This window comes from Enterobacter sp. MGH85 (assembly GCF_001037655.1).
GTDB classification, from domain to species: domain Bacteria; phylum Pseudomonadota; class Gammaproteobacteria; order Enterobacterales; family Enterobacteriaceae; genus Enterobacter; species Enterobacter intestinihominis.
On record NZ_KQ089925.1, the window covers coordinates 1,034,766 to 1,059,320 of the forward strand.

At 55.7% G+C, this 24,555-nt stretch carries 18 protein-coding genes, 4 tRNA genes, 3 rRNA genes and 1 riboswitch; of the genes, 19 read left to right on the forward strand and 6 right to left on the reverse strand.

All coding sequences use genetic code 11. From position 1 onward, the window contains the following. Nucleotides 1–3 precede the first annotated feature (3 nt). Nucleotides 4–363, forward strand: a complete 360-nt coding sequence (locus SK51_RS04840; RefSeq protein WP_017383113.1) for a YijD family membrane protein — start codon at nt 4–6, stop codon at nt 361–363. Between the two features lie 90 nt (nt 364–453). Here the strand turns inward: SK51_RS04840 and trmA are convergent, their stop codons facing one another. Next, nucleotides 454–1,554, reverse strand: a complete 1,101-nt coding sequence (gene trmA, locus SK51_RS04845) for a tRNA (uridine(54)-C5)-methyltransferase TrmA (RefSeq protein WP_023298887.1) — start codon at nt 1,552–1,554, stop codon at nt 454–456. A 104-nt stretch (nt 1,555–1,658) separates the two neighbouring features. After that, a riboswitch (cobalamin riboswitch) is annotated at nt 1,659–1,834 on the forward strand. Between the two features lie 66 nt (nt 1,835–1,900). On the opposite strand from trmA, the gene btuB reads away from it, so the two are divergent. From btuB to SK51_RS04895, 9 genes are all read left to right on the forward strand, one after another. Further along, on the forward strand, nt 1,901–3,748 hold the full coding sequence (gene btuB, locus SK51_RS04850) for a TonB-dependent vitamin B12 receptor BtuB (RefSeq protein ID WP_023307179.1): 1,848 nt from the start codon (nt 1,901–1,903) through the stop codon (nt 3,746–3,748). Continuing rightward, on the forward strand, nt 3,693–4,544 hold the full coding sequence (gene murI, locus SK51_RS04855) for a glutamate racemase (protein WP_023298885.1): 852 nt from the start codon (nt 3,693–3,695) through the stop codon (nt 4,542–4,544). Before btuB ends, murI begins: the two co-directional genes overlap by 56 nt. A gap of 383 nt (nt 4,545–4,927) precedes the next feature. Next, nucleotides 4,928–6,469: ribosomal RNA gene (locus tag SK51_RS04865) — 16S ribosomal RNA — on the forward strand. Nucleotides 6,470–6,539: 70 nt separating this feature from the next. After that, a tRNA-Ile gene (locus tag SK51_RS04870) sits at nt 6,540–6,616 on the forward strand. Between the two features lie 42 nt (nt 6,617–6,658). Then, nucleotides 6,659–6,734: transfer RNA gene (locus tag SK51_RS04875), tRNA-Ala, on the forward strand. A 170-nt stretch (nt 6,735–6,904) separates the two neighbouring features. After that, a 23S ribosomal RNA gene (locus SK51_RS04880) occupies nt 6,905–9,810 on the forward strand. 69 nt (nt 9,811–9,879) lie between these two features. Beyond that, a 5S ribosomal RNA gene (gene rrf / locus SK51_RS04885) occupies nt 9,880–9,995 on the forward strand. The 16S, 23S and 5S rRNA genes sit together here with 4 tRNA genes alongside, the layout of an rRNA operon. A gap of 55 nt (nt 9,996–10,050) precedes the next feature. Beyond that, nucleotides 10,051–10,127, forward strand: a tRNA-Asp gene (locus SK51_RS04890). A gap of 53 nt (nt 10,128–10,180) precedes the next feature. After that, nucleotides 10,181–10,256: transfer RNA gene (locus SK51_RS04895), tRNA-Trp, on the forward strand. A gap of 100 nt (nt 10,257–10,356) precedes the next feature. Here the strand turns inward: SK51_RS04895 and hdfR are convergent. Beyond that, on the reverse strand, nt 10,357–11,178 hold the full coding sequence (gene hdfR, locus SK51_RS04900; RefSeq protein ID WP_022649779.1) for an HTH-type transcriptional regulator HdfR: 822 nt from the start codon (nt 11,176–11,178) through the stop codon (nt 10,357–10,359). A gap of 118 nt (nt 11,179–11,296) precedes the next feature. On the opposite strand from hdfR, the gene SK51_RS04905 reads away from it, so the two are divergent. Continuing rightward, nucleotides 11,297–11,635 carry a MaoP family protein gene (locus SK51_RS04905; RefSeq protein WP_006808641.1) on the forward strand — a complete coding sequence of 113 codons (339 nt, stop codon included), beginning with the start codon at nt 11,297–11,299 and terminating at the stop codon, nt 11,633–11,635. 27 nt (nt 11,636–11,662) lie between these two features. Here SK51_RS04905 and SK51_RS04910 read toward each other — a convergent pair whose 3' ends face one another. Beyond that, nucleotides 11,663–13,183: a YifB family Mg chelatase-like AAA ATPase gene (locus tag SK51_RS04910; protein ID WP_032626968.1), complete on the reverse strand. Its 1,521-nt coding sequence runs from the start codon at nt 13,181–13,183 to the stop codon at nt 11,663–11,665. 341 nt (nt 13,184–13,524) lie between these two features. Between SK51_RS04910 and ilvL the strand changes: the two genes are divergently transcribed. The 7 genes from ilvL (at nt 13,525) to ilvA (ending at nt 20,075) form a co-directional block, all read left to right on the forward strand. Continuing rightward, a complete protein-coding gene (gene ilvL, locus SK51_RS23870) occupies nt 13,525–13,623 on the forward strand; it encodes an ilv operon leader peptide (RefSeq protein WP_001311244.1) in 99 nt (32 codons plus the stop codon). A gap of 86 nt (nt 13,624–13,709) precedes the next feature. Continuing rightward, nucleotides 13,710–13,760, forward strand: coding sequence for a peptide IlvX (gene ilvX / locus SK51_RS25410; protein ID WP_166792073.1), 51 nt, complete (start codon nt 13,710–13,712; stop codon nt 13,758–13,760). Nucleotides 13,761–13,762: 2 nt separating this feature from the next. After that, nucleotides 13,763–15,409, forward strand: coding sequence for an acetolactate synthase 2 catalytic subunit (ilvG, locus tag SK51_RS04915; protein ID WP_023307177.1), 1,647 nt, complete (start codon nt 13,763–13,765; stop codon nt 15,407–15,409). Next, entirely contained in the window at nt 15,406–15,669 is a 264-nt protein-coding gene (ilvM, locus tag SK51_RS04920; protein ID WP_003860184.1) for an acetolactate synthase 2 small subunit, read from the forward strand. Before ilvG ends, ilvM begins: the two co-directional genes overlap by 4 nt. 18 nt (nt 15,670–15,687) lie before the next feature. Continuing rightward, nucleotides 15,688–16,617: a branched-chain-amino-acid transaminase gene (gene ilvE / locus SK51_RS04925; protein ID WP_003860182.1), complete on the forward strand. Its 930-nt coding sequence runs from the start codon at nt 15,688–15,690 to the stop codon at nt 16,615–16,617. Nucleotides 16,618–16,677: 60 nt separating this feature from the next. Beyond that, nucleotides 16,678–18,528, forward strand: a complete 1,851-nt coding sequence (gene ilvD / locus SK51_RS04930; protein ID WP_023307176.1) for a dihydroxy-acid dehydratase — start codon at nt 16,678–16,680, stop codon at nt 18,526–18,528. A gap of 2 nt (nt 18,529–18,530) precedes the next feature. Next, on the forward strand, nt 18,531–20,075 hold the full coding sequence (gene ilvA / locus SK51_RS04935; RefSeq protein WP_100148853.1) for a threonine ammonia-lyase, biosynthetic: 1,545 nt from the start codon (nt 18,531–18,533) through the stop codon (nt 20,073–20,075). Nucleotides 20,076–20,120: 45 nt separating this feature from the next. Here ilvA and ilvY read toward each other — a convergent pair whose 3' ends face one another. Then, the gene (ilvY, locus tag SK51_RS04940) at nt 20,121–21,011 is read right to left on the reverse strand and encodes an HTH-type transcriptional activator IlvY (protein ID WP_017382574.1); all 891 of its coding nucleotides are present in this window, start codon (nt 21,009–21,011) and stop codon (nt 20,121–20,123) included. A 152-nt stretch (nt 21,012–21,163) separates the two neighbouring features. Here ilvY and ilvC point away from each other — a divergent pair, with 152 nt between their 5' ends. Next, on the forward strand, nt 21,164–22,639 hold the full coding sequence (ilvC, locus tag SK51_RS04945; RefSeq protein ID WP_023307175.1) for a ketol-acid reductoisomerase: 1,476 nt from the start codon (nt 21,164–21,166) through the stop codon (nt 22,637–22,639). A 36-nt stretch (nt 22,640–22,675) separates the two neighbouring features. Here the strand turns inward: ilvC and trmL are convergent, their stop codons facing one another. Both trmL and SK51_RS04955 read right to left on the reverse strand, forming a co-directional pair. Further along, the gene (trmL, locus tag SK51_RS04950) at nt 22,676–23,149 is read right to left on the reverse strand and encodes a tRNA (uridine(34)/cytosine(34)/5-carboxymethylaminomethyluridine(34)-2'-O)-methyltransferase TrmL (protein ID WP_022649772.1); all 474 of its coding nucleotides are present in this window, start codon (nt 23,147–23,149) and stop codon (nt 22,676–22,678) included. Nucleotides 23,150–23,195: 46 nt separating this feature from the next. Next, complete coding sequence (locus SK51_RS04955) at nt 23,196–24,536, reverse strand: MFS transporter (RefSeq protein ID WP_022649771.1); 1,341 nt, start codon at nt 24,534–24,536, stop codon at nt 23,196–23,198. Nucleotides 24,537–24,555: the final 19 nt, after the last annotated feature.

The window sequence follows — 24,555 nt, forward strand, 5'->3', positions numbered from 1 at the left end:
GTAATGAAACAGTCAGGTCAGGATAAAGGAACGCTGTTGCTGGCATTGATCGCTGGCTTATCCATCAATGGTACGTTTGCGGCGGTTTTCAGCTCAATTGTACCGTTCTCGATTTTCCCGATTATCGCGCTGGTGCTGACGGTGTATTGCCTGCATCAACGTTATCTGAACCGCACCATGCCGGTTGGGTTACCGGGGCTGGCCGCAGCCTGTTTTATTCTGGGTGTACTGTTGTACAGCACCGTGGTGCGTGCAGAGTATCCGGATATCGGTTCTAACTTCCTGCCTGCGGTGCTGTCTGTGGCGCTGGTGTTCTGGATTGGCTCGCGCATGCGTAGCCGCAAGAGCCAGTTACCAGAGTAAAGGGTTTTGTCATTGTAGGCCGGATAAGCGAAGCGCCATCCGGCTTTTTTGGCAGGTGGCGCTTCGCTTACCTGCCCTACAATGCCCACATTACTTCGCCGTGAGCAGTACGCCGCACTCCATATGGTGCGTATACGGGAACTGATCGAACAGCGCCAGACGTTCAACCTTGTGCGTCTGGCTTAATGTTTCCAGATTCTTGCACAGCGTCTCCGGGTTACAGGAGATGTACAAAATACGCGGGTACGCCTGCACCATCTTCTCGGTTTCGCTGTCCAGGCCGCTGCGCGGCGGATCGACAAAAATTGTCTCACACTGGTAGCTCTTCAAATCAATCCCTTGCAGGCGGTTAAACTCACGTACGCCGTTCATCGCCTGGGTAAACTCTTCTGCCGCCATACGAATGATCTGCACATTATCAATATGGTTAGCGGCGATGTTGTACTGCGCGGCGGCCACCGACGGTTTGGCGATTTCCGTCGCCAGCACGCGTTCGAAGTTACGCGCCAGCGCCAGCGAGAAGTTGCCGTTACCGCAGTAGAGCTCCAGCAGATCGCCCGTCGACCCTTCCGTCGCATTCAGCGCCCACTCCAGCATCTGCACGTTCATTGCCGCATTCGGCTGGGTGAAGCTGTTCTCCACCTGACGGTAAACCATCTCTTTTCCTGCCACCGGCAAACGCTCGTCGATGTAATCCTGGTCCAGCATGATTTTGGTTTTGGTCGCGCGGCCAATCAGGTGCACGTTGATGTTCTGCGCGCGCAGCGCATCGCGCAGGGCTTCTGCCTGCTCGCGCCACTCGTCGGTCAGCGCTTTGTGATAGAGCAGAGAGACAATGGCCTGATTGCTTTGGGTGGTCAGGTAGTCAATCTGGAACAGCTTGTTGCGCAGCACCGGATTAGTGCGCACACCGTCGATCATCAGCGTCATTAGCTGGTTGATAAGCTCACTCGCCGCCGGGAAACTGTCTACGCGAATACGGGATTTCGTCTGCTGATCGAAAATGATGTGGTACAGGTCATCGCCATCGTGCCAGATGCGAAACTCAGCGCGCATACGGTAGTGGCTGACCGGAGAACGAAACACCTCGGGAACGGGCGCGTTGAAAGGCGTCATCATACTTTGCAGGCGGACAACTTTTTCTGCCAGCTGTGCGTCGTACTGTTCTGTCGGGAGGTGTTCGGGGGTCATGATGCGTCCTGAGTGATAAAGAATTACGCGGGGATTGTAGGGATTGTGCAGTGGATGTCCAGATTTAATGGCTAATAGCTATCTGGACATCTATACGTGTCTAATTGTAGCATTCTGTTTCCGGTCTCCTGAGAGTGAAAAGGGAATCCAGTGCAAATCTGGAGCTGACGCGCAGCGGTAAAGACTGGCGGGATGAGAGTTGTAGACACTGTGAAAACGGGAAGTCTTCATCCGTATAACGCCACCCAGCCCGAAGACCTGCCGGGATCACGTCGCATTTGGTTTCATCATCGCGTGCTATCGATGAGGCCTGCGGCATCCTTCTTATATTGTGGATGCTTTAACAATGATTAAAAAAGTATCGCTGTTGACGGCGTTTTCCGTCACGGCATTTTCGGGCTGGGCGCAGGAAAGCGCCGACTCGTTGGTGGTGACAGCAAACCGTTTCGAACAACCTGAAAAATCTGTTCTGGCTGCGACTTCTGTCGTGACGCGGGCCGATATCGACCGCTGGCAATCCACCACGGTTCTGGATGTCATGCGTCGCCTGCCTGGCGTAGATACGGCACAAAATGGCGGGATGGGGCAGCTCTCTTCTCTCTTTATACGCGGTACGAACTCCAGCCATGTCCTGATTCTCGTCGATGGGATCCGCCTTAACCAGGCGGGCGTCACGGGGTCGTCCGATCTCAGCCAGTTTCCGATCTCCCTGGTGCAGCGCATCGAATATCTTCGTGGACCGCGTTCGGCGGTGTACGGCTCGGATGCGATCGGTGGTGTAGTCAACATTATCACTACGCGTGCGAAGGATGGCACAACGCTGAATGCTGGCGTTGGGACACACGGCTTCCAGAATTATGGTGGCAGCACCCAGCAAACATTGGGTGAAAGTACGCGCGTTACGCTGGCGGGGGATTACACCTACACAAAAGGCTTTGACGTCGTTGCTGACGGTAATAACGGCGGCCTTGCCCAGACCGATCGCGACGGCTTTATGAATAAAACGCTCTACGGCGCACTGGAGCATGCTTTCTCTGAGCAATGGAGTGGTTTCATTCGCGGCTATGGTTACAGCAACCGTACCGCCTATGACGGCTATTACAGTTCATTCACCCCTGATGTGCTGGTTGATACCCGCCAACTCTATAGCCAGACCTGGGATGCCGGATTGCGGTTTAACCGGGATGTTTTCCATTCACAGTTGCTCTCCAGCTACAGTCACAGCAAAGACTACAATTACGATCCGCACCTTGGACGCTATGACTCCACAGCAACCCTGGATGAAATCAAACAGTACAATGTTCAGTGGACCAACTCAGTTGACGTGGGACATGGCAACATCGGCGCGGGCGTTGACTGGCAGAAACAGAGCACCGAGCCGGGTACCAACTACGTAACCAACGCCTATGACCTGCGTAACACTGGCGTCTACCTGACTGGGTTGCAGCAGTTTGGAGATTTCACTCTGGAGGCGGCGGCCCGCAGCGATGACAACTCTCAGTTTGGTCGCCATGGTACCTGGCAAAGTAGCGCAGCCTGGGAGTTCGTTGACGGTTACCGCTTCATAGCCTCTTATGGCACGGCCTATAAAGCGCCGAATCTGGGTCAGCTCTATGGCTTCTACGGCAATACCCATCTTGATCCTGAAGAGAGCAAGCAGTGGGAAGGGGCGTTTGAAGGCCTGACGGCAGGCGTAAGCTGGCGCGTATCCGGCTATCGTAATGACGTTGATAATCTCATCGACTTCAACAATAACCTGCAGCAATATTACAACGTCGGCAAAGCACGCATTAAAGGTGTAGAAGCGACAGCGTCGTTTGATACGGGTCCGTTGACGCATACTGTGGGCTACGACTATGTGGATGCCCGCAATGCGGCAACCAATCAACTTCTGGACCGTCGTGCTAAACAGCAGGTGAAATATCAGCTTGATACGCAGATCTATGATGTTGACTGGAGCCTGACGTATCACTATCTCGGCACGCGCTACGACACCGACTTTGGAACCTATCCGTCAGAGAAAGTTAAAATGGGCGGCGTCAGCCTGTGGGACGTCGCGGTTTCATATCCTGTCACCTCACATCTCACAGTTCGTGGTAAAATAGCCAACCTGTTCGATAAAGATTACGAGACAGTTTATGGCTACCAAACTGCAGGACGGGAATACACCTTGTCTGGCAGCTACACCTTCTGATCCGCGTCCCACCGTGCTGGTGTTTGATTCCGGCGTCGGTGGGCTTTCGGTCTATGATGAGATTCGGCAGCTCCTGCCGGATCTCCATTACATCTACGCCTTCGATAACGTCGCGTTCCCGTATGGGGAAAAGAGTGAAGACTTTATCGTTGAGCGTGTGATTGAAATCGTCACTGCGGTACAAAAGCGCTATCCCCTGGCGCTGGCGGTTATTGCCTGTAATACGGCAAGCACGGTCTCTCTTCCTGCCCTGCGCGAAAAATTCCCGTTCCCGGTTGTGGGCGTTGTCCCGGCAATCAAACCTGCGGCGCGTCTGACGGCGAACGGTATCGTGGGGTTGCTGGCGACACGCGGTACGGTAAAACGTCCTTATACGCGTGAGCTTATTGAGCGCTTTGCCAATGAATGCCAGATCGCCATGCTCGGCTCCGCGGAGCTGGTGGAAATGGCGGAAGCGAAACTGCACGGCGAGACGGTATCGCTTGAAGAGCTGCGTCGCATTCTGCGTCCATGGCTGCGGATGCAGGAACCACCGGATACGGTTGTTCTCGGCTGCACCCATTTCCCGCTATTACAGGAAGAGCTGTTAAAGGTTTTGCCTGAAGGGACCCGGCTGGTGGATTCCGGTGCTGCGATTGCGCGTCGGACGGCCTGGCTACTGGAGCACGAGGCGCCGGATGCGAAATCAGCGGATGCGAACATCGCTTTCTGTATGGCGATAACAAAAGAAACCGAACAACTTTTGCCCGTTTTACGTCGTTATGGCTTCGAAACGCTCGAAAAACTGGCGCTGTAGCACGGTTTTGAGCAAAAAAGAGACGGTTGAACGTTTTTTTTCAAAGAGGGGTTGTCAACGTCTGAGAACTCCCTATAATGCGCCTCCACTGACACGGAACAACGGCTTACAAGCCGCCGGGACAGCGGGGTTCAGAGATGAACGCCAACAGAGAAAAGTGAAAATAATTGCTTGACTCTGAATGAGGAAAACGTAATATACGGGTCCTCGCAACGATGAGCTGAAAGCCGCGTTGCAACTGCTCTTTAACAATTTATCAGACAATCTGTGTGGGCACTCAAAGTGACATGGATTCTTAACGTCGCAAGACGAAAAATGAATACCAAGTCTCTGAGTGAACATACGTAATTCATTACGAAGTTTAATTCACGAGCATCAAACTTAAATTGAAGAGTTTGATCATGGCTCAGATTGAACGCTGGCGGCAGGCCTAACACATGCAAGTCGAACGGTAACAGGAAGCAGCTTGCTGCTTCGCTGACGAGTGGCGGACGGGTGAGTAATGTCTGGGAAACTGCCTGATGGAGGGGGATAACTACTGGAAACGGTAGCTAATACCGCATAACGTCGCAAGACCAAAGAGGGGGACCTTCGGGCCTCTTGCCATCGGATGTGCCCAGATGGGATTAGCTAGTAGGTGGGGTAACGGCTCACCTAGGCGACGATCCCTAGCTGGTCTGAGAGGATGACCAGCCACACTGGAACTGAGACACGGTCCAGACTCCTACGGGAGGCAGCAGTGGGGAATATTGCACAATGGGCGCAAGCCTGATGCAGCCATGCCGCGTGTATGAAGAAGGCCTTCGGGTTGTAAAGTACTTTCAGCGGGGAGGAAGGCGACAGGGTTAATAACCCTGTCGATTGACGTTACCCGCAGAAGAAGCACCGGCTAACTCCGTGCCAGCAGCCGCGGTAATACGGAGGGTGCAAGCGTTAATCGGAATTACTGGGCGTAAAGCGCACGCAGGCGGTCTGTCAAGTCGGATGTGAAATCCCCGGGCTCAACCTGGGAACTGCATTCGAAACTGGCAGGCTAGAGTCTTGTAGAGGGGGGTAGAATTCCAGGTGTAGCGGTGAAATGCGTAGAGATCTGGAGGAATACCGGTGGCGAAGGCGGCCCCCTGGACAAAGACTGACGCTCAGGTGCGAAAGCGTGGGGAGCAAACAGGATTAGATACCCTGGTAGTCCACGCCGTAAACGATGTCGACTTGGAGGTTGTGCCCTTGAGGCGTGGCTTCCGGAGCTAACGCGTTAAGTCGACCGCCTGGGGAGTACGGCCGCAAGGTTAAAACTCAAATGAATTGACGGGGGCCCGCACAAGCGGTGGAGCATGTGGTTTAATTCGATGCAACGCGAAGAACCTTACCTACTCTTGACATCCAGAGAACTTAGCAGAGATGCTTTGGTGCCTTCGGGAACTCTGAGACAGGTGCTGCATGGCTGTCGTCAGCTCGTGTTGTGAAATGTTGGGTTAAGTCCCGCAACGAGCGCAACCCTTATCCTTTGTTGCCAGCGGTTAGGCCGGGAACTCAAAGGAGACTGCCAGTGATAAACTGGAGGAAGGTGGGGATGACGTCAAGTCATCATGGCCCTTACGAGTAGGGCTACACACGTGCTACAATGGCGCATACAAAGAGAAGCGACCTCGCGAGAGCAAGCGGACCTCATAAAGTGCGTCGTAGTCCGGATTGGAGTCTGCAACTCGACTCCATGAAGTCGGAATCGCTAGTAATCGTGGATCAGAATGCCACGGTGAATACGTTCCCGGGCCTTGTACACACCGCCCGTCACACCATGGGAGTGGGTTGCAAAAGAAGTAGGTAGCTTAACCTTCGGGAGGGCGCTTACCACTTTGTGATTCATGACTGGGGTGAAGTCGTAACAAGGTAACCGTAGGGGAACCTGCGGTTGGATCACCTCCTTACCTTAAAGAACCTGCCTTTGTAGTGCTCACACAGATTGTCTGATGAAAAACAGCAGTAAAAAATCTCTGCAGGCTTGTAGCTCAGGTGGTTAGAGCGCACCCCTGATAAGGGTGAGGTCGGTGGTTCAAGTCCACTCAGGCCTACCAAACTCCTTTTAAAGGATGAGCGGTACAGAGATTACAAACGATGGGGCTATAGCTCAGCTGGGAGAGCGCCTGCCTTGCACGCAGGAGGTCTGCGGTTCGATCCCGCATAGCTCCACCATCCTTTACTGCGAACACAAGAAAACTTCAGAGTGAACCTGAAAAGGTGCACTGCGAAGTTTTGCTCTTTAAAAATCTGGATCAAGCTGAAAATTGAAACGACACACAGCTCATGTGTGTTCGAGTCTCTCAAATTTTCGCAATCAGAAGTGAAACATCTTCGGGTTGTGAGGTTAAGCGACTAAGCGTACACGGTGGATGCCCTGGCAGTCAGAGGCGATGAAGGACGTGCTAATCTGCGAAAAGCGCCGGCGAGGTGATATGAACCTTTGACCCGGCGATGTCCGAATGGGGAAACCCAGTGCAATCCGTTGCACTATCGTTAACTGAATACATAGGTTAACGAGGCGAACCGGGGGAACTGAAACATCTAAGTACCCCGAGGAAAAGAAATCAACCGAGATTCCCCCAGTAGCGGCGAGCGAACGGGGAGCAGCCCGGAGTCTGAATCAGCTTGTGTGTTAGTGGAACGGTCTGGAAAGTCCGACGGTACAGGGTGATAGTCCCGTACACGAAAGCACACATGCTGTGAACTCGAAGAGTAGGGCGGGACACGTGGTATCCTGTCTGAATATGGGGGGACCATCCTCCAAGGCTAAATACTCCTGACTGACCGATAGTGAACCAGTACCGTGAGGGAAAGGCGAAAAGAACCCCGGCGAGGGGAGTGAAAAAGAACCTGAAACCGTGTACGTACAAGCAGTGGGAGCCTCTTTATGGGGTGACTGCGTACCTTTTGTATAATGGGTCAGCGACTTATATTCTGTAGCAAGGTTAACCGTATAGGGGAGCCGAAGGGAAACCGAGTCTTAACTGGGCGTTAAGTTGCAGGGTATAGACCCGAAACCCGGTGATCTAGCCATGGGCAGGTTGAAGGTTGGGTAACACTAACTGGAGGACCGAACCGACTAATGTTGAAAAATTAGCGGATGACCTGTGGCTGGGGGTGAAAGGCCAATCAAACCGGGAGATAGCTGGTTCTCCCCGAAAGCTATTTAGGTAGCGCCTCGTGAATTCATCTTCGGGGGTAGAGCACTGTTTCGGCTAGGGGGCCATCCCGGCTTACCAACCCGATGCAAACTACGAATACCGAAGAATGTTATCACGGGAGACACACGGCGGGTGCTAACGTCCGTCGTGAAGAGGGAAACAACCCAGACCGCCAGCTAAGGTCCCAAAGTCATGGTTAAGTGGGAAACGATGTGGGAAGGCACAGACAGCCAGGATGTTGGCTTAGAAGCAGCCATCATTTAAAGAAAGCGTAATAGCTCACTGGTCGAGTCGGCCTGCGCGGAAGATGTAACGGGGCTAAACCATGCACCGAAGCTGCGGCAGCGACGCTTATGCGTTGTTGGGTAGGGGAGCGTTCTGTAAGCCGTTGAAGGTGTCCTGTGAGGGGTGCTGGAGGTATCAGAAGTGCGAATGCTGACATAAGTAACGATAAAGCGGGTGAAAAGCCCGCTCGCCGGAAGACCAAGGGTTCCTGTCCAACGTTAATCGGGGCAGGGTGAGTCGACCCCTAAGGCGAGGCCGAAAGGCGTAGTCGATGGGAAACAGGTTAATATTCCTGTACTTGGTGTTACTGCGAAGGGGGGACGGAGAAGGCTATGTCAGCCGGGCGACGGTTGTCCCGGTTTAAGCATGTAGGCGGAGGTTCCAGGTAAATCCGGTACCTTATTAACGCTGAGGTGTGATGACGAGGCACTACGGTGCTGAAGTGATAAATGCCCTGCTTCCAGGAAAAGCCTCTAAGCATCAGGTAACACGAAATCGTACCCCAAACCGACACAGGTGGTCAGGTAGAGAATACCAAGGCGCTTGAGAGAACTCGGGTGAAGGAACTAGGCAAAATGGTGCCGTAACTTCGGGAGAAGGCACGCTGATATGTAGGTGAAGTCCCTGCGGACGGAGCTGAAATCAGTCGAAGATACCAGCTGGCTGCAACTGTTTATTAAAAACACAGCACTGTGCAAACACGAAAGTGGACGTATACGGTGTGACGCCTGCCCGGTGCCGGAAGGTTAATTGATGGGGTTAGCGGCAACGCGAAGCTCTTGATCGAAGCCCCGGTAAACGGCGGCCGTAACTATAACGGTCCTAAGGTAGCGAAATTCCTTGTCGGGTAAGTTCCGACCTGCACGAATGGCGTAATGATGGCCAGGCTGTCTCCACCCGAGACTCAGTGAAATTGAACTCGCTGTGAAGATGCAGTGTACCCGCGGCAAGACGGAAAGACCCCGTGAACCTTTACTATAGCTTGACACTGAACACTGGTCCTTGATGTGTAGGATAGGTGGGAGGCTTTGAAGCGTGGACGCCAGTCTGCGTGGAGCCAACCTTGAAATACCACCCTTTAATGGCTGGTGTTCTAACGTAGACCCGTAATCCGGGTTGCGGACAGTGTCTGGTGGGTAGTTTGACTGGGGCGGTCTCCTCCCAAAGAGTAACGGAGGAGCACGAAGGTTGGCTAATCCTGGTCGGACATCAGGAGGTTAGTGCAATGGCATAAGCCAGCTTGACTGCGAGCGTGACGGCGCGAGCAGGTGCGAAAGCAGGTCATAGTGATCCGGTGGTTCTGAATGGAAGGGCCATCGCTCAACGGATAAAAGGTACTCCGGGGATAACAGGCTGATACCGCCCAAGAGTTCATATCGACGGCGGTGTTTGGCACCTCGATGTCGGCTCATCACATCCTGGGGCTGAAGTAGGTCCCAAGGGTATGGCTGTTCGCCATTTAAAGTGGTACGCGAGCTGGGTTTAGAACGTCGTGAGACAGTTCGGTCCCTATCTGCCGTGGGCGCTGGAGAATTGAGGGGGGCTGCTCCTAGTACGAGAGGACCGGAGTGGACGCATCACTGGTGTTCGGGTTGTCATGCCAATGGCACTGCCCGGTAGCTAAATGCGGAAGAGATAAGTGCTGAAAGCATCTAAGCACGAAACTTGCCCCGAGATGAGTTCTCCCTGAGACCTTGAGTCTCCTGAAGGAACGTTGAAGACGACGACGTTGATAGGTCGGGTGTGTAAGCGCAGCGATGCGTTGAGCTAACCGATACTAATGAACCGTGAGGCTTAACCTTACAACGCCGAAGCTGTTTTGGCGAAGAGACAGACACGATTTTCAGCCTGATACAGATTAACAGAATTTGCCTGGCGGCTTTAGCGCGGTGGTCCCACCTGACCCCATGCCGAACTCAGAAGTGAAACGCCGTAGCGCCGATGGTAGTGTGGGGTCTCCCCATGTGAGAGTAGGGAACTGCCAGGCATCAAATTAAGTAGTAAGCCGGTGCATTAATCCGGTGGTTACAGAAGTATTCGGTGGAGCGGTAGTTCAGTCGGTTAGAATACCTGCCTGTCACGCAGGGGGTCGCGGGTTCGAGTCCCGTCCGTTCCGCCACTTATTAAGACATTAAGCCTGCCCAAAGGGCAGGCTTAATGGCAAAAAAATTTAGGGGCGTAGCTCAGTTGGTAGAGCACCGGTCTCCAAAACCGGGTGTCGCGAGTTCGAGTCTCTCCGCCCCTGCCATATAGAATCCTTTGCTTCGGCAAAGGATTTTTTTTTGCCTGTAAAACGGCTCAACACCTTCCTGAAGAATAAGCAGCCTGCGTTTCCGCAGGCTTTTGCGTTAATCCAGTATGCTGGTTTTTAACAGATCTTTTATCTGCGACTGCTTATCGCTGTTTTGCAGCCAAATGGCATACAGCGGCCTGGAGAGCGTTGTTGAATCGGTGACAACATGGAGTGCAGGTTTATTATCCGCCCAGCGAACAGGTAACCAGGTACAGCCTTTCAGTGTGGGAAGATGCTGGCATGCGATCTCCGCAGAGCTTGTCGTGAGTTGCGGGATATCATCGCTGGCAATTAACCCCGTCTCGTGCTGCTGAAAATCAGGCCCCCATTCCAGGCGTAAATAATTCAGGTCGGCCTTCATCATTGCAGGCTCGGATGCATAGAGCGCCAGGCTAAACTGTCCAACAATCTGGCTGCTAAATTCATCCATCTTGGGGGCTTCTGTGGTGATCAGCAGATCAAGCTGCCGCTCGTGGAGTTGCTTAACCAGCGACTGGCGTTGCGCAATCCTCGCCTCAAATTGCAGATGGTTGTGTGTGCGATATAGCCGCATAAGCCACTGGCTGAGCATGCATTCCCATAGTGAAGCGCTGGCACCGATCGAGAATTCATTATGCCGGGAGGTGTGCGCAACCTCCTTTCGCGCTGCCTGCCAGGTATTCATCAGGGTTTCTGCATAAGGCAATAGCTTTTCACCGGCCGGGGTTAGACGAATATTGTTGCGATGGCGGGTAAAAAGGTTCACACCCAGTTGATTTTCCAGCTGTCGAATACGAAAACTGACTGCTGACTGCGTCAGGTAGAGGGCTTCAGCTGCTCGCCCAAAGTGTCGCGTTCTGCTCACTTCGAGGAAAGTTTTTAGCAATTCCGTATCCACATCTTTCTCCACAAAATTATTTGTCGTTATGATTTAAATGTTTTGTTTTACACTCTGTCAAGCGTAACTAATACTCCGCGCCATAAATAGCTCGGCCAAAGAATTAGGAGCGTGTAGGATGGCGGAAAGCTTTACGACGACTAATCGTTTTTTCGATAATAAACATTATCCGCGCGGGTTCTCTCGTCACGGCGATTTCACTATCAAAGAAGCTCAACTTCTTGAGCGCCATGGTTATGCCTTTAACGAGCTGGATCTGGGTAAGCGCGAACCGGCAACCGAAGATGAAAAACAATTTGTCTCTGTTTGTCGTGGTGAGCGTGAGCCGCAGTCTGATGCAGAACGTGTATGGATCAAGTATATGGCTCGCATTAAGCGTCCTAAGCGTTTCCATACGCTGTCTGGCGGCAAGCCGCAGATGGAAGGTGCAGAAGACTACACCGAGTCTGACGATTAAGAAGAGAAGGGGCTACGGCCCCTTTTTTTATGCCAGCATTTTTTGCAGATGCAACAGCAGCCGATCGATCGCACGGTAGCTTAATGCCTCCTGCAAATGTCGCCTCTCTATTCCGGGGCAGCCCTCCACGTCAGCGACCGTGCGCGCAACTTTCAACAAACGCTGCCACGCGCGAATGGATAGCCCAAACCGCGTCAGTGTCTCTTCCAGCCAGCCTGCATCTTCGGCGTTGAGAGAGCAAAACTGTCGGATCCCGCTGTTATCCAGCCGGGCATTCAGCCTGTTCTGACGAGCATACTGCCGCGCCTGAGCCGCAATAACCCGTTCTCGCACCGCTGCTGAGCTTTCGCCTTTGATACCGGTTTGCCTCAGCAGACCGGGCGGTGGCAGGGGGATCTCGAGAGATAAATCAAAACGGTCGAGGAAGGGGCCGGACAGCTTACTCAGATAGCGCAGCGTCTGCTCCGGCGTACAGCGGTTATGGTTGCCCTGATAATGGCCCGTTGGGCTAGGGTTCATCGCGGCGACCAGCTGAAACTGCGCAGGGTAGCTTATTTTGGCGCGTGTACGAGACAGATGGATTTCGCCGGATTCAATCGGCTCCCGCAACGCATCCAGCACGCGGCGTTCAAACTCTGGCAATTCATCCAGGAACAGAATGCCGTTGTGTGCCAGTGAGATTTCACCCGGTCCGGGAATTGAGCCCCCGCCCACCATCGCGGTAAGAGACGCACTGTGGTGTGGCGAGCGGAAAGGACGGCGGCGCCACTGTTTATGCAGCGATATTGAACTGACCAGGCTAAATATCGCGGCGCTTTCCAGCGCTTCGTGATTATTGAGGGGGGGCAGCAGGCCGCTCAACCTGCTCGCCAGCATCGTTTTCCCCGTGCCTGGCGGACCTATCAGTAGCAGGTTATGCCCACCCGCGGCCGTTATTTCTAACGCCCGCTTACCCTGTTCCTGACCCATAATATCGCTGAGGTCATCGGGTGAATCTGCCACTACCTCCTCATTCTCCTGCGGCTCGGCAAGCTCATGTCGGCCTTCCAGCCAGGCGCAAACCTCCTGCAAATGTCCCGCGACAAGACACCCCTTTTCGGCGATAAGGCTGACTTCAGAGGCATTTTCATTGGCCACAATGATTTGCCTTCCCGCGCGTATGGCTTCAAGCGCACCCGAGATTGCTCCGGGAACGCCTCTTAACGCGCCTGTAAGCGCTAATTCACCCACGAACTCGCACGAGCTTAACCCTGGCGTATTGAGCTGTTCAGAAGCCGCGAGAAGCGCTATAGCAATAGGTAAATCATATCGCCCTCCCTCCTTTGGCAAATCGGCGGGCGCAAGGTTGATGGTGATCTTCTTCGCCGGAAAAGCATAACCGCTATTAATAATTGCGCTGCGCACGCGATCCCTGGCCTCCTTAACGGTCGTTTCGGGTAAGCCGACCAGCGTCAGTCCGGGCAGTCCATTACTTAAATGAACCTCTACAGAAATAAGCGGTGCCTTCACGCCGATGGCCGCGCGTGTATAAACAACTGACAGTGACATAAGCCCCTCCTTGGCGGTAACTATGCCAGCATCATTTTTTCCTGTTTAGCGCTAATTCACTGAATTACGGCGCTCGTTCCAGCCTTTTAGCGCCTAAATGTAATCATTACATGTCGGTAGAATCGGCCTCGCAGAAAAGAAATCATGCGCGCCTTGCCTGATGAAACAGGACAAAAAAATGAAAAATCTTCATTTCTATTTTTTCCCTATATAAAACAACGATTTTGAAAGAAATAGTTCGCCTGCTACAGAAATGAGTCATAAAAAAATCTTGTGTCAGATGAAATATCTGTGGTAACTCTTTAGGTATTCCTTCGAACAAGATGCAAAAAGAACTGAAAATGACAGCCCTTCTACGAGTGATTAGCCTGGTCGTGATTAGCGTGGTGGTGATTATTATCCCACCGTGCGGGGCTGCACTTGGACGAGGAAAGGCTTAGAAATCAAGCCTTAACGAACTAAGACCCCCGCACCGAAAGGTCCGGGGGTTTTTTTATGACTAAAAAACTTAAATGAGGAGCAGAGAATGACGACTAGCACAAAATTCTGTTTCTCCAGATTTATGACGGGGAACTAACTATGAATGGGGCACAATGGGTAGTACATGCGTTGCGCGCGCAGGGAGTCGAAACCGTATTCGGTTATCCGGGTGGCGCAATTATGCCGATTTACGATGCACTGTATGACGGCGGCGTGGAACACCTCTTGTGCCGACACGAGCAGGGCGCAGCGATGGCCGCCATCGGTTATGCCCGTGCGACCGGTAAAACCGGCGTCTGTATGGCCACCTCCGGTCCGGGCGCAACGAACCTGATCACCGGCCTGGCTGACGCGCTGCTCGATTCCGTACCCGTGGTGGCGATCACCGGCCAGGTGGCCTCTCCGTTCATCGGCACCGATGCCTTCCAGGAAGTGGATGTGCTTGGTTTATCGCTTGCCTGCACCAAACACAGCTTCCTCGTTCAGTCTCTCGTAGAGCTGCCGCGCGTGATGGCCGAAGCGTTCGAGGTTGCCAGCTCTGGCCGTCCTGGCCCGGTTCTGGTAGATATCCCGAAAGATATTCAGGTTGCACTCGGCGATCTGGAACCGCACTTCTCCACCGTTGAAAGCGACAACGTGTTTCCCCATACGGAGGTTGAAGAGGCTCGCCAGATGCTGGCGCAGGCGAAACAGCCGATGCTGTATGTAGGCGGCGGCGTGGGCATGGCGCAGGCTGTTCCTGCCCTGCGCGAATTTATCGCAGTAACGCAAATGCCCGCCACCTGCACGCTGAAAGGATTGGGCGCGGTCGACGCGGACTATCCATACTATTTGGGCATGTTAGGGATGCACGGCACCAAAGCGGCAAACCTGGCGGTGCAGGAGTGTGACCTGCTCATCGCCGTCGGCGCCCGTTTTGACGACCGCGTCACCGGCAAGCTGAACACCTTTGCGCCGAACGCCAAAGTGATCCATATGGACATCGACCCGGCGGAGATGAACAAACTGCGTCAGGCGCATGTCGCGTTGCAGGGCGATCTCAACGCGCTGTTACCGGCGCTGGAGCAGCCGCTGGATATCAACGCATGGCGTCAGCACACCGCCGATATGCGCGCTGAACACGCCTGGCGTTACGACCACCCCGGCGAGGCCATCTATGCGCCGCTGTTGTTGAAACAGTTGTCCGACCGCAAACCCGCAGACAGCGTGGTGACGACGGATGTCGGCCAGCATCAGATGTGGTCAGCCCAGCACATGACCTACACCCGCCCGGAGAACTTCATCACCTCGAGCGGCTTAGGCACGATGGGCTTCGGCCTGCCCGCTGCCGTGGGCGCACAGGTTGCCCGCCCGAACGATACCGTTATCTGTATCTCCGGTGACGGCTCCTTCATGATGAACGTCCAGGAGCTCGGCACCGTGAAGCGTAAGCAGTTACCGCTGAAAATCGTTTTGCTCGATAACCAGCGTTTGGGAATGGTTCGCCAGTGGCAGCAGCTGTTCTTCCAGGAGCGTTACAGCGAAACGACCCTGACCGACAACCCCGATTTCCTCACCCTGGCCAGCGCCTTCGGCATTCCTGGCCAGCACATCACCCGTAAAGACCAGGTTGAAGCGGCACTCGACACCATGCTGTCAAGCGAAGGGCCATACCTGCTTCATGTCTCAATCGACGAGCTTGAGAACGTCTGGCCGTTGGTACCGCCCGGTGCCAGTAACTCACAAATGCTGGAGAAATTATCATGATGCAACATCAGGTTGCCGTGCAGGCTCGCTTCAACCCGGAAACGTTAGAACGCGTATTGCGTGTGGTCCGTCACCGTGGTTTTCAGATTTGCTCTATGAATATGGAAACGGCCACGGATGCACAAAATATCAGTATCGAATTAACCGTTGCCAGCCCGCGGCCGGTCGACTTACTGTTTAGTCAGTTATCAAAACTGGTAGACGTTGCCCATGTTGCCATCTGCCAGAGCACAACCACATCACAACAAATCCGCGCTTAAGCGTGACAGGACGAAAAAATGACGACAAAAAAAGCTGATTACATTTGGTTCAATGGTGAGATGGTTCGCTGGGAAGACGCGAAAGTTCACGTGATGTCCCACGCGCTGCACTACGGCACCTCCGTGTTTGAAGGCATCCGTTGCTACGATTCTCACAAAGGACCAGTGGTGTTCCGCCATCGCGAACACATGCAGCGTCTGCATGACTCAGCCAAAATTTATCGTTTCCCGGTCTCCCAAAGCGTTGATGAGCTGATGGAAGCCTGCCGCGAGGTGATCCGCCAGAACAAACTGACCAGTGCCTATATTCGTCCGCTGGTCTTCGTGGGTGATGTCGGCATGGGTGTCAATCCGCCCGCTGGCTATAACACCGATGTGATCATTGCTGCGTTCCCGTGGGGCGCCTACCTGGGCGCGGAAGCACTGGATCAGGGGATCGACGCAATGGTTTCTTCCTGGAACCGCGTGGCACCAAACACTATCCCGACCGCGGCTAAAGCGGGCGGTAACTACCTCTCCTCACTGCTGGTTGGCAGCGAAGCGCGCCGTCACGGCTATCAGGAAGGTATCGCGCTCGATGTAAATGGCTACATCTCCGAAGGTGCGGGCGAAAACCTGTTTGAAGTGAAAGACGGCATTCTGTTCACCCCGCCGTTCACCTCGTCCGCGCTGCCGGGCATCACCCGCGACGCCATCATCAAGCTGGCAAAAGATCTGGGTATCGAAGTACGCGAGCAGGTGCTGTCCCGCGAATCCCTGTACCTGGCTGACGAAGTGTTCATGTCCGGTACCGCGGCTGAAATTACACCGGTGCGTAGCGTCGACGGCATTCAGGTGGGCGAAGGCCGCTGTGGTCCGGTCACCAAACGCATTCAGCAAGCCTTCTTCGGCCTGTTCACCGGCGAAACAGAAGACAAATACGGCTGGTTGGATCAGGTTAATCACTAAATATAAATTTGGGACGGCACGCACCGTCCCATTTAATAGTCAGACGGGAGTAAATAAAGCATGCCTAAGTATCGTTCAGCCACCACCACCCACGGCCGTAATATGGCGGGTGCCCGCGCACTGTGGCGCGCCACCGGAATGACCGACGCCGATTTCGGCAAGCCAATTATCGCCGTGGTGAACTCCTTCACCCAGTTTGTGCCGGGCCATGTGCACCTGCGCGATCTCGGTAAGCTGGTTGCCGAGCAAATCGAAGCCTCCGGCGGCGTGGCGAAAGAGTTCAACACCATTGCGGTGGATGACGGTATCGCAATGGGCCACGGGGGGATGCTCTATTCACTACCGTCGCGCGAGCTGATCGCCGACTCGGTGGAGTACATGGTTAACGCCCACTGCGCCGATGCGATGGTCTGTATCTCCAACTGCGACAAAATCACCCCGGGGATGCTGATGGCCTCCCTGCGCCTGAACATTCCGGTGATCTTCGTTTCCGGCGGCCCGATGGAAGCGGGTAAAACAAAGCTTTCCGACAAAATCATCAAGCTCGACCTGGTCGATGCGATGATCCAGGGCGCGGACCCGAAAGTCTCTGACGAGCAGAGCGACCAGGTGGAACGCTCCGCGTGTCCGACCTGCGGCTCCTGTTCCGGGATGTTCACCGCCAACTCCATGAACTGCCTGACCGAAGCGCTGGGCCTTTCTCAGCCGGGTAACGGCTCGCTGCTGGCGACCCACGCCGACCGTAAGCAGCTGTTCCTTAACGCGGGCAAGCGCATCGTTGAGCTGACCAAACGCTACTACGAGCAGGACGACGCCAGCGCGCTGCCTCGCAACATCGCCAGTAAAGCGGCGTTCGAAAACGCCATGACGCTGGATATCGCCATGGGCGGTTCCACCAACACCGTTCTGCACCTGCTGGCCGCCGCGCAGGAAGCCGAAATCGACTTCACCATGAGCGACATCGACAAGCTCTCCCGCAAAGTGCCGCAGCTGTGTAAAGTCGCGCCGAGTACCCAGAAGTACCATATGGAAGACGTGCATCGTGCTGGTGGTGTCATCGGTATCCTCGGCGAGCTGGATCGCGCAGGGCTGCTGAACCGCAACGTGAAAAATGTGCTCGGCCTGACGCTGCCGGAGTCGCTGGACCAGTACGACGTGATGCTGACCAAAGACGACGCGGTGAAAAAGATGTTCCGCGCCGGTCCGGCAGGTATTCGCACCACGCAGGCGTTCTCGCAGGATTGCCGCTGGGACACGCTGGATGACGATCGCGCCGAAGGCTGCATCCGCTCGCTGGAACATGCCTACAGCAAAGACGGCGGTCTGGCCGTGCTGTACGGTAACTTTGCGGAAAACGGCTGCATCGTGAAAACCGCAGGCGTGGACGACAGCATTCTCAAATTCACCGGTCCGGCAAAAGTGTATGAAAGTCAGGACGAGGCGGTAGACGCTATCCTCGGTGGCAAAGTGGTGGAAGGCGACGTGGTGGTCATTCGCTACGAAGGGCCGAAAGGCGGTCCGGGCATGCAGGAGATGCTCTACCCGACTACCTTCCTGAAATCGATGGGCCTCGGCAAAGCCTGCGCGCTGATCACCGACGGTCGTTTCTCTGGCGGCACGTCAGGCCTCTCCATTGGCCACGTCTCCCCGGAAGCGGCAAGCGGCGGCAATATCGCGATCATCGAAGATGGCGACCTGATCGAAATCGACATTCCGAACCGCGGCATTCAGCTGAAGCTGAGTGACCAGGAGATTGCGGCCCGTCGTGAAGCGCAGGAAGCCCGCGGCGACAAAGCCTGGACGCCGAAAGACCGCCAGCGCAAAGTCTCCTTCGCCCTGCGCGCTTACGCGAGTCTTGCCACCAGTGCAGATAAAGGCGCGGTGCGCGATAAATCTAAACTTGGGGGCTAATGATGGCCGAGTCACAACCCTTATCCGCCGCCCCCGAGGGGGCGGAATACCTGAGAGCGGTGCTGCGCGCGCCGGTCTATGAAGCCGTGCAGGTCACGCCCCTGCAAAAAATGGACAAACTCTCCTCGCGCCTCGACAACGTCATTCTGGTGAAGCGCGAAGACAGGCAGCCGGTGCACAGCTTCAAGCTGCGCGGCGCCTACGCGATGATGGCCGGGCTGACGGATGAGCAGAAAGCGCGCGGCGTCATTACCGCGTCGGCGGGCAACCACGCGCAGGGCGTGGCGTTCTCCGCGGCCCGTTTAGGGCTGAAAGCGCTGATCGTGATGCCGGTTGCCACGGCGGATATCAAAGTCGACGCGGTGCGCGGTTTTGGCGGGGAAGTGCTGCTCCACGGCGCGAATTTTGACGAAGCGAAAGCCAAAGCGATTGAGCTGGCGCAGCAGCAGGGCTTCACCTGGGTCCCGCCGTTCGATCACCCGATGGTGATTGCCGGGCAGGGTACGCTGGCGCTGGAACTTTTGCAGCAGGATGCCCATCTCGACCGCGTTTTCGTTCCGGTGGGCGGCGGTGGCTTAGCCGCTGGTGTGGCGGTGCTGATCAAACAGCTAATGCCGCAGATCAAAGTGATTGCGGTTGAAGCGGAAGACTCCGCTTGCCTGAAGGCGGCGCTGGACGCCGGACATCCGGTGGATCTGCCGCGCGTCGGGCTGTTCGCCGAGGGCGTGGCGGTGAAGCGCATTGGCGATGAAACGTTCCGTCTGTGCCAGGAGTATCTCGACGATATCGTCACCGTCGACAGCGACGCTATCTGCGCGGCGATGAAAGATCTCTTCGAGGATGTGCGTGCGGTGGCGGAGCCGTCCGGCGCGCTGGCGCTGGCGGGGATGAAGAAATACATCGCCCAGCACAACATTCGCGGCGAGCGTCTGGCGCACGTGCTTTCCGGCGCCAATGTGAACTTCCACGGCCTGCGCTACGTGTCCGAACGCTGTGAGCTGGGCGAGCAGCGTGAAGCCCTGCTGGCGGTGACCATTCCGGAAGAGAAGGGCAGCTTCCTGAAGTTTTGCCAGCTGCTGGGCGGCCGTTCGGTAACGGAGTTCAACTACCGCTTTGCCGATGCCAAAGATGCGTGCATTTTTGTCGGCGTGCGTCTGAGCCGCGGCGTGGAGGAGCGCAAAGAGATCCTCAGCCTGCTGCATGACGGCGGCTACAGCGTGGTCGATCTCTCCGACGACGAAATGGCGAAGCTGCACGTGCGTTACATGGTCGGCGGCCGTCCATCCAAGCCGCTCAAGGAACGCCTGTTCAGCTTCGAGTTCCCGGAATCGCCGGGCGCGCTGCTCAAGTTCCTGCACACGCTGGGCACCCACTGGAACATTTCTCTGTTCCACTACCGCAGCCACGGCACCGACTACGGCCGCGTGCTGGCGGCGTTCGAGCTGGGCGAGCACGAGCCGGATTTCGAAACGCGCCTGAACGAGCTGGGCTATGAGTGCCATGACGAAACCCACAACCCGGCGTTCCGCTTCTTCCTCGCGGGCTAAGGTTTGAGCTGCGTGTAGGACGGGTAAGCGCAGCGCCACCCGGCTTTAGTGGTTCGGCAATATCTTCCAGAACGCATCAATAAGCGGCTCATGCAGCCGCTTTTTTTGTGCGCACACGCCAAGCTCGAACGGTGTTTTCTCGTCGCTGCGTTCTAAAATCATCACGCGATTGCGCACTGGCTCCGGGCTGTTTTCCAGCACCACTTCTGGCAGCAGCGCCACGCCGCAGCCGAGCGCCACCATCGACACCATCGCCTCATGGCCGCCGACCGTGGCGTAAATCGACGGGTTGCTGATTTTCTGGCGGCGGAACCACAGCTCAATGCGGCGGCGCACCGGCCCCTGATCGGCCATGATAAACGGCACCGTCGACCAGTCCGGTTTCTCCACCGAGACCTGGTTGCGCACAGGGCAGGGCAGGGCCGGGGCAATCAGTACTACCGCCAGATTCTCCAGCATTGAGAACGCTACCGCGCCCGGCAGGGTTTCCGGCTTCCCGGCAATCGCGAGATCCGCTTCGCCCGTGACCACTTTTTCCATCGCGTCGGCGGCATCGCCGGTGGTGAGCTTAATTTCAACCGACGGATGTTCCGCGCGGAAGCGGTCGAGAATGGGGGGAAGATGGCTGTAGGCGGCGGTCACGGAGCAGAAAATATGCAGCTCGCCGGAAAGCGACGGCCCCTGCTGGTCGATGGTGTGCCGCAGCTGCTGGTACTGCAACAAGGTTTGCTGGGCAAAGATGCGCAGCTCTTCACCGGCTTCCGTGAGGGTGACGGTGCGGTTATCGCGCACGAACAGCGGCTGGCCGAGGTCTTCCTCAAGGCGCTGGATCTGGCGCGACAGCGTGGAAGGACTGACGTGCATCGCCCGGGCGCTGCGGCCAAAGTGACGGCTTTCCGCCAGATGCAGGAACATTTTCAGATCGCGTAAATCCACCGATTCCACTCCCTCTTTTTACATTGCATAAATTGCAATGTGACGTTGTGAATATATCAATTTCCGCAATAAATTTCCTGTTGTAATGTGGGTACATTCTCGCTGAAACGCGAACCGAACAATAAGACACACAACATCACGAGGTATCACCCATGGCTAACTACTTTAATACACTGAACTTGCGCCAGCAGCTGGCGCAGCTGGGCAAATGCCGCTTTATGGCGCGCGACGAATTTGCTGATGGCGCGAGCTACCTTCAGGGTAAAAAAGTGGTCATTGTTGGCTGTGGCGCACAGGGTCTGAACCAGGGCCTGAACATGCGTGACTCCGGGCTGGATATCTCCTACGCCCTGCGCAAAGAAGCGATTGCTGAAAAGCGCGCTTCCTGGCGTAAAGCGACCGAAAACGGCTTCAAAGTAGGTACCTACGAAGAGCTGATCCCGCAGGCGGACCTGGTGGTTAACCTGACGCCAGACAAGCAGCACTCTGACGTTGTGCGTTCCGTACAGCCGCTGATGAAAGACGGCGCTGCGCTGGGTTACTCCCACGGCTTCAACATCGTTGAAGTGGGCGAGAAGATCCGTAAAGACATCACCGTAGTGATGGTGGCACCGAAGTGCCCGGGCACCGAAGTGCGCGAAGAGTACAAACGTGGTTTCGGCGTACCGACGCTGATCGCCGTTCACCCGGAAAACGATCCGAAAGGCGAAGGCATGGCGATTGCCAAAGCCTGGGCAGCGGCCACCGGCGGCCATCGTGCGGGCGTACTGGAATCTTCCTTCGTTGCGGAAGTGAAATCTGACCTGATGGGCGAGCAGACCATTCTGTGCGGCATGCTCCAGGCTGGCTCCCTGCTGTGCTTCGACAAGCTGGTGGAAGAGGGCACCGACCCGGCATACGCGGAAAAACTGATTCAGTTCGGCTGGGAAACCATCACCGAAGCGCTGAAGCAGGGCGGTATTACGCTGATGATGGACCGACTGTCCAACCCGGCAAAACTGCGCGCGTTCGCACTCTCTGAACAGCTGAAAACCATCATGGCACCGCTGTTCCTGAAACACATGGACGACATCATCTCCGGCGAGTTCTCTTCCGGCATGATGGCGGACTGGGCGAATGACGATAAGAAACTGCTGACCTGGCGCGAAGAGACCGGTAAAACCGCGTTCGAAACGGCACCACAGTTCGAGGGTAAAATCAGCGAGCAGGAGTACTTCGATAAAGGCGTACTGATGATCGCGATGGTGAAAGCGGGCGTTGAGCTGGCGTTCGAAACCATGGTGGATTCCGGCATCATTGAAGAATCTGCGTACTACGAATCGCTGCACGAGCTGCCGCTGATCGCAAACACCATCGCCCGTAAGCGTCTGTATGAGATGAACGTGGTGATCTCCGATACCGCCGAGTACGGTAACTATCTGTTCTCTTACGCCTGCGTACCGCTGCTGAAAGAGTTCATGACTACCCTGCAAGCAGGCGATCTGGGTAAAGCGATTGCGGAAGGTGCGGTTGATAACGCGCAGCTTCGTGACGTTAATGAAGCGATTCGCAGTCACGAAATCGAGAAAGTGGGCCAGAAACTGCGTGGCTACATGACCGATATGAAACGTATCGCAGTAGCAGACTAAAAAGACAATCGGGTGGCGCAAGCCACCCGAACTGTTTTAGCTACGCAGTATCGCGCCGGGATAACCCAGCTGGCGCCACGCCTCATACACCACCACCGACACCGCATTCGACAGGTTCATGCTGCGGCTGTCCGGCATCATCGGAATACGAATTTTTTGCTCAGCGGGCAGGGCATCCAGAATGGTGGCCGGCAGGCCGCGGGTTTCCGGACCAAACATCAGATAATCCCCGTCCTGATAGCTTACGGCACTGTGCGCTGGCGTGCCTTTGGTGGTCAGGGCGAACATGCGCTGCGGCTTCTCTGCGTCCAGAAACGCGGCGTAATCGTGATGACGAACGACGGCAGTAAACTCATGGTAGTCCAGCCCCGCGCGGCGCAGACGTTTGTCGTCCCACGTAAAGCCCATCGGCTCAATGATGTGCAGACGAAAACCGGTGTTGGCGCACAGGCGGATGATATTGCCGGTATTGGGTGGGATTTCTGGTTCGAATAAGACGATGTTAAGCATGCTGCCCCCTTAATTGCGGGGGGCAGAATAGCAGAAAAGAGAGGGACTAGGCGACGCCCGGCTCCTGCGAGCGGCTATACAGCATTTTGTAGACGGTTGCCGCCGCGGCCACGAGAGCAGGCACGCTGAGGATCATCAAAATACTGTCCGCCTGCCACTGCATGGAAAGAAGCTGGGCGCTGGTCATGGTGCCCGCCACGCCGCCGAAGCGGCCGATCCCCTGCATCCAGGCGATACCCGTCGCACGGCACTCGGTAGGGTAAAAGGTGGCGGCCAGGGTCTGCATCCCCGACTGCGCGCCATTCATCGCGATCCCCATCAGGAAGATTAACCCGCCAAACAGGGCGATATGATTATGCTCAATGCCGAGTAAAAGAATCAGGCCCATCGTCAGCACGAAACCACACGCGACCACCTTGTGCGCTTCCCAGCGGTCCATCATCCAGCCCGCGAGCAGAATGCCAGCGGTGCCGCCGAAGGTGAACAGCGAGGTGAGCCAGGCGGATTCCGCCAGCGCATACCCCATCCCCTGCATCAGCGTTGGCATCCAGCTCAGCAGGACGTAATAAATCACCAGTCCCATAAAGTAGGTGACCCACAGCATCAGGGTGCCGGGCAGCCAGGGCATGGAAAACAGCTGCGACACGCTGCCTTTTTTCGACGCGACCTTCTCCTCCGCCAGGAAAAAGCCTGTGACGCTATCCAGCGTGCTGCGGGCGAACCGGCTGGCGATGCGGCGAACCTGCGCGACGTCTTTTCCGCGCTGCACCAGAAACTTCACCGACTCCGGCAACAGCAGCGCCAGCAGCACCGTTAAAATCAGCGGCGCAATCGCGCCGGTCAGCAGCACGCTTCGCCAGCCATGGTGAGGGATAAGCCAGGACGAGATCGCCCCGCCGCCCGCCGCACCCAGCGGAAAGCCGCAGTACATGGTGTTAATTGCCATGGCGCGGCAGCGCTGGGGGGCAAACTCTGAGATCAGCGTGATGGCGTTAGGCATCGCGGCGCCCAGCCCGAGACCGGTCAGAAATCGCCACAGCGTCAGGGTATTCAGACTTTGCGCCCAGGCCGTGCCCAGGCTCGCCAGGCCGAAGAACAGGCATGAAAAGACCAGTACGCGCTTGCGTCCCATACGGTCCGATACCGGACCTGCAATAAGAGCTCCCAGCGACAGCCCCAGTAGCGCCGCACTCAACACCGGCCCCAGATCCTGTTTATGTATTCCCCACTCCGCCGACAGCGTAGGCGCAATGTAACCCATCGCTGCGGTATCGAAACCATCGATCGCCAGCACCAGAAAGCCCAGCACAATAAGAAGCCAGTGAAACCCTGAAAAAGGACTCTCATCGATCACCTGCTGAATATCCACCCGACCTGAATACGTCATACGTTCCCCTCCGATGTGA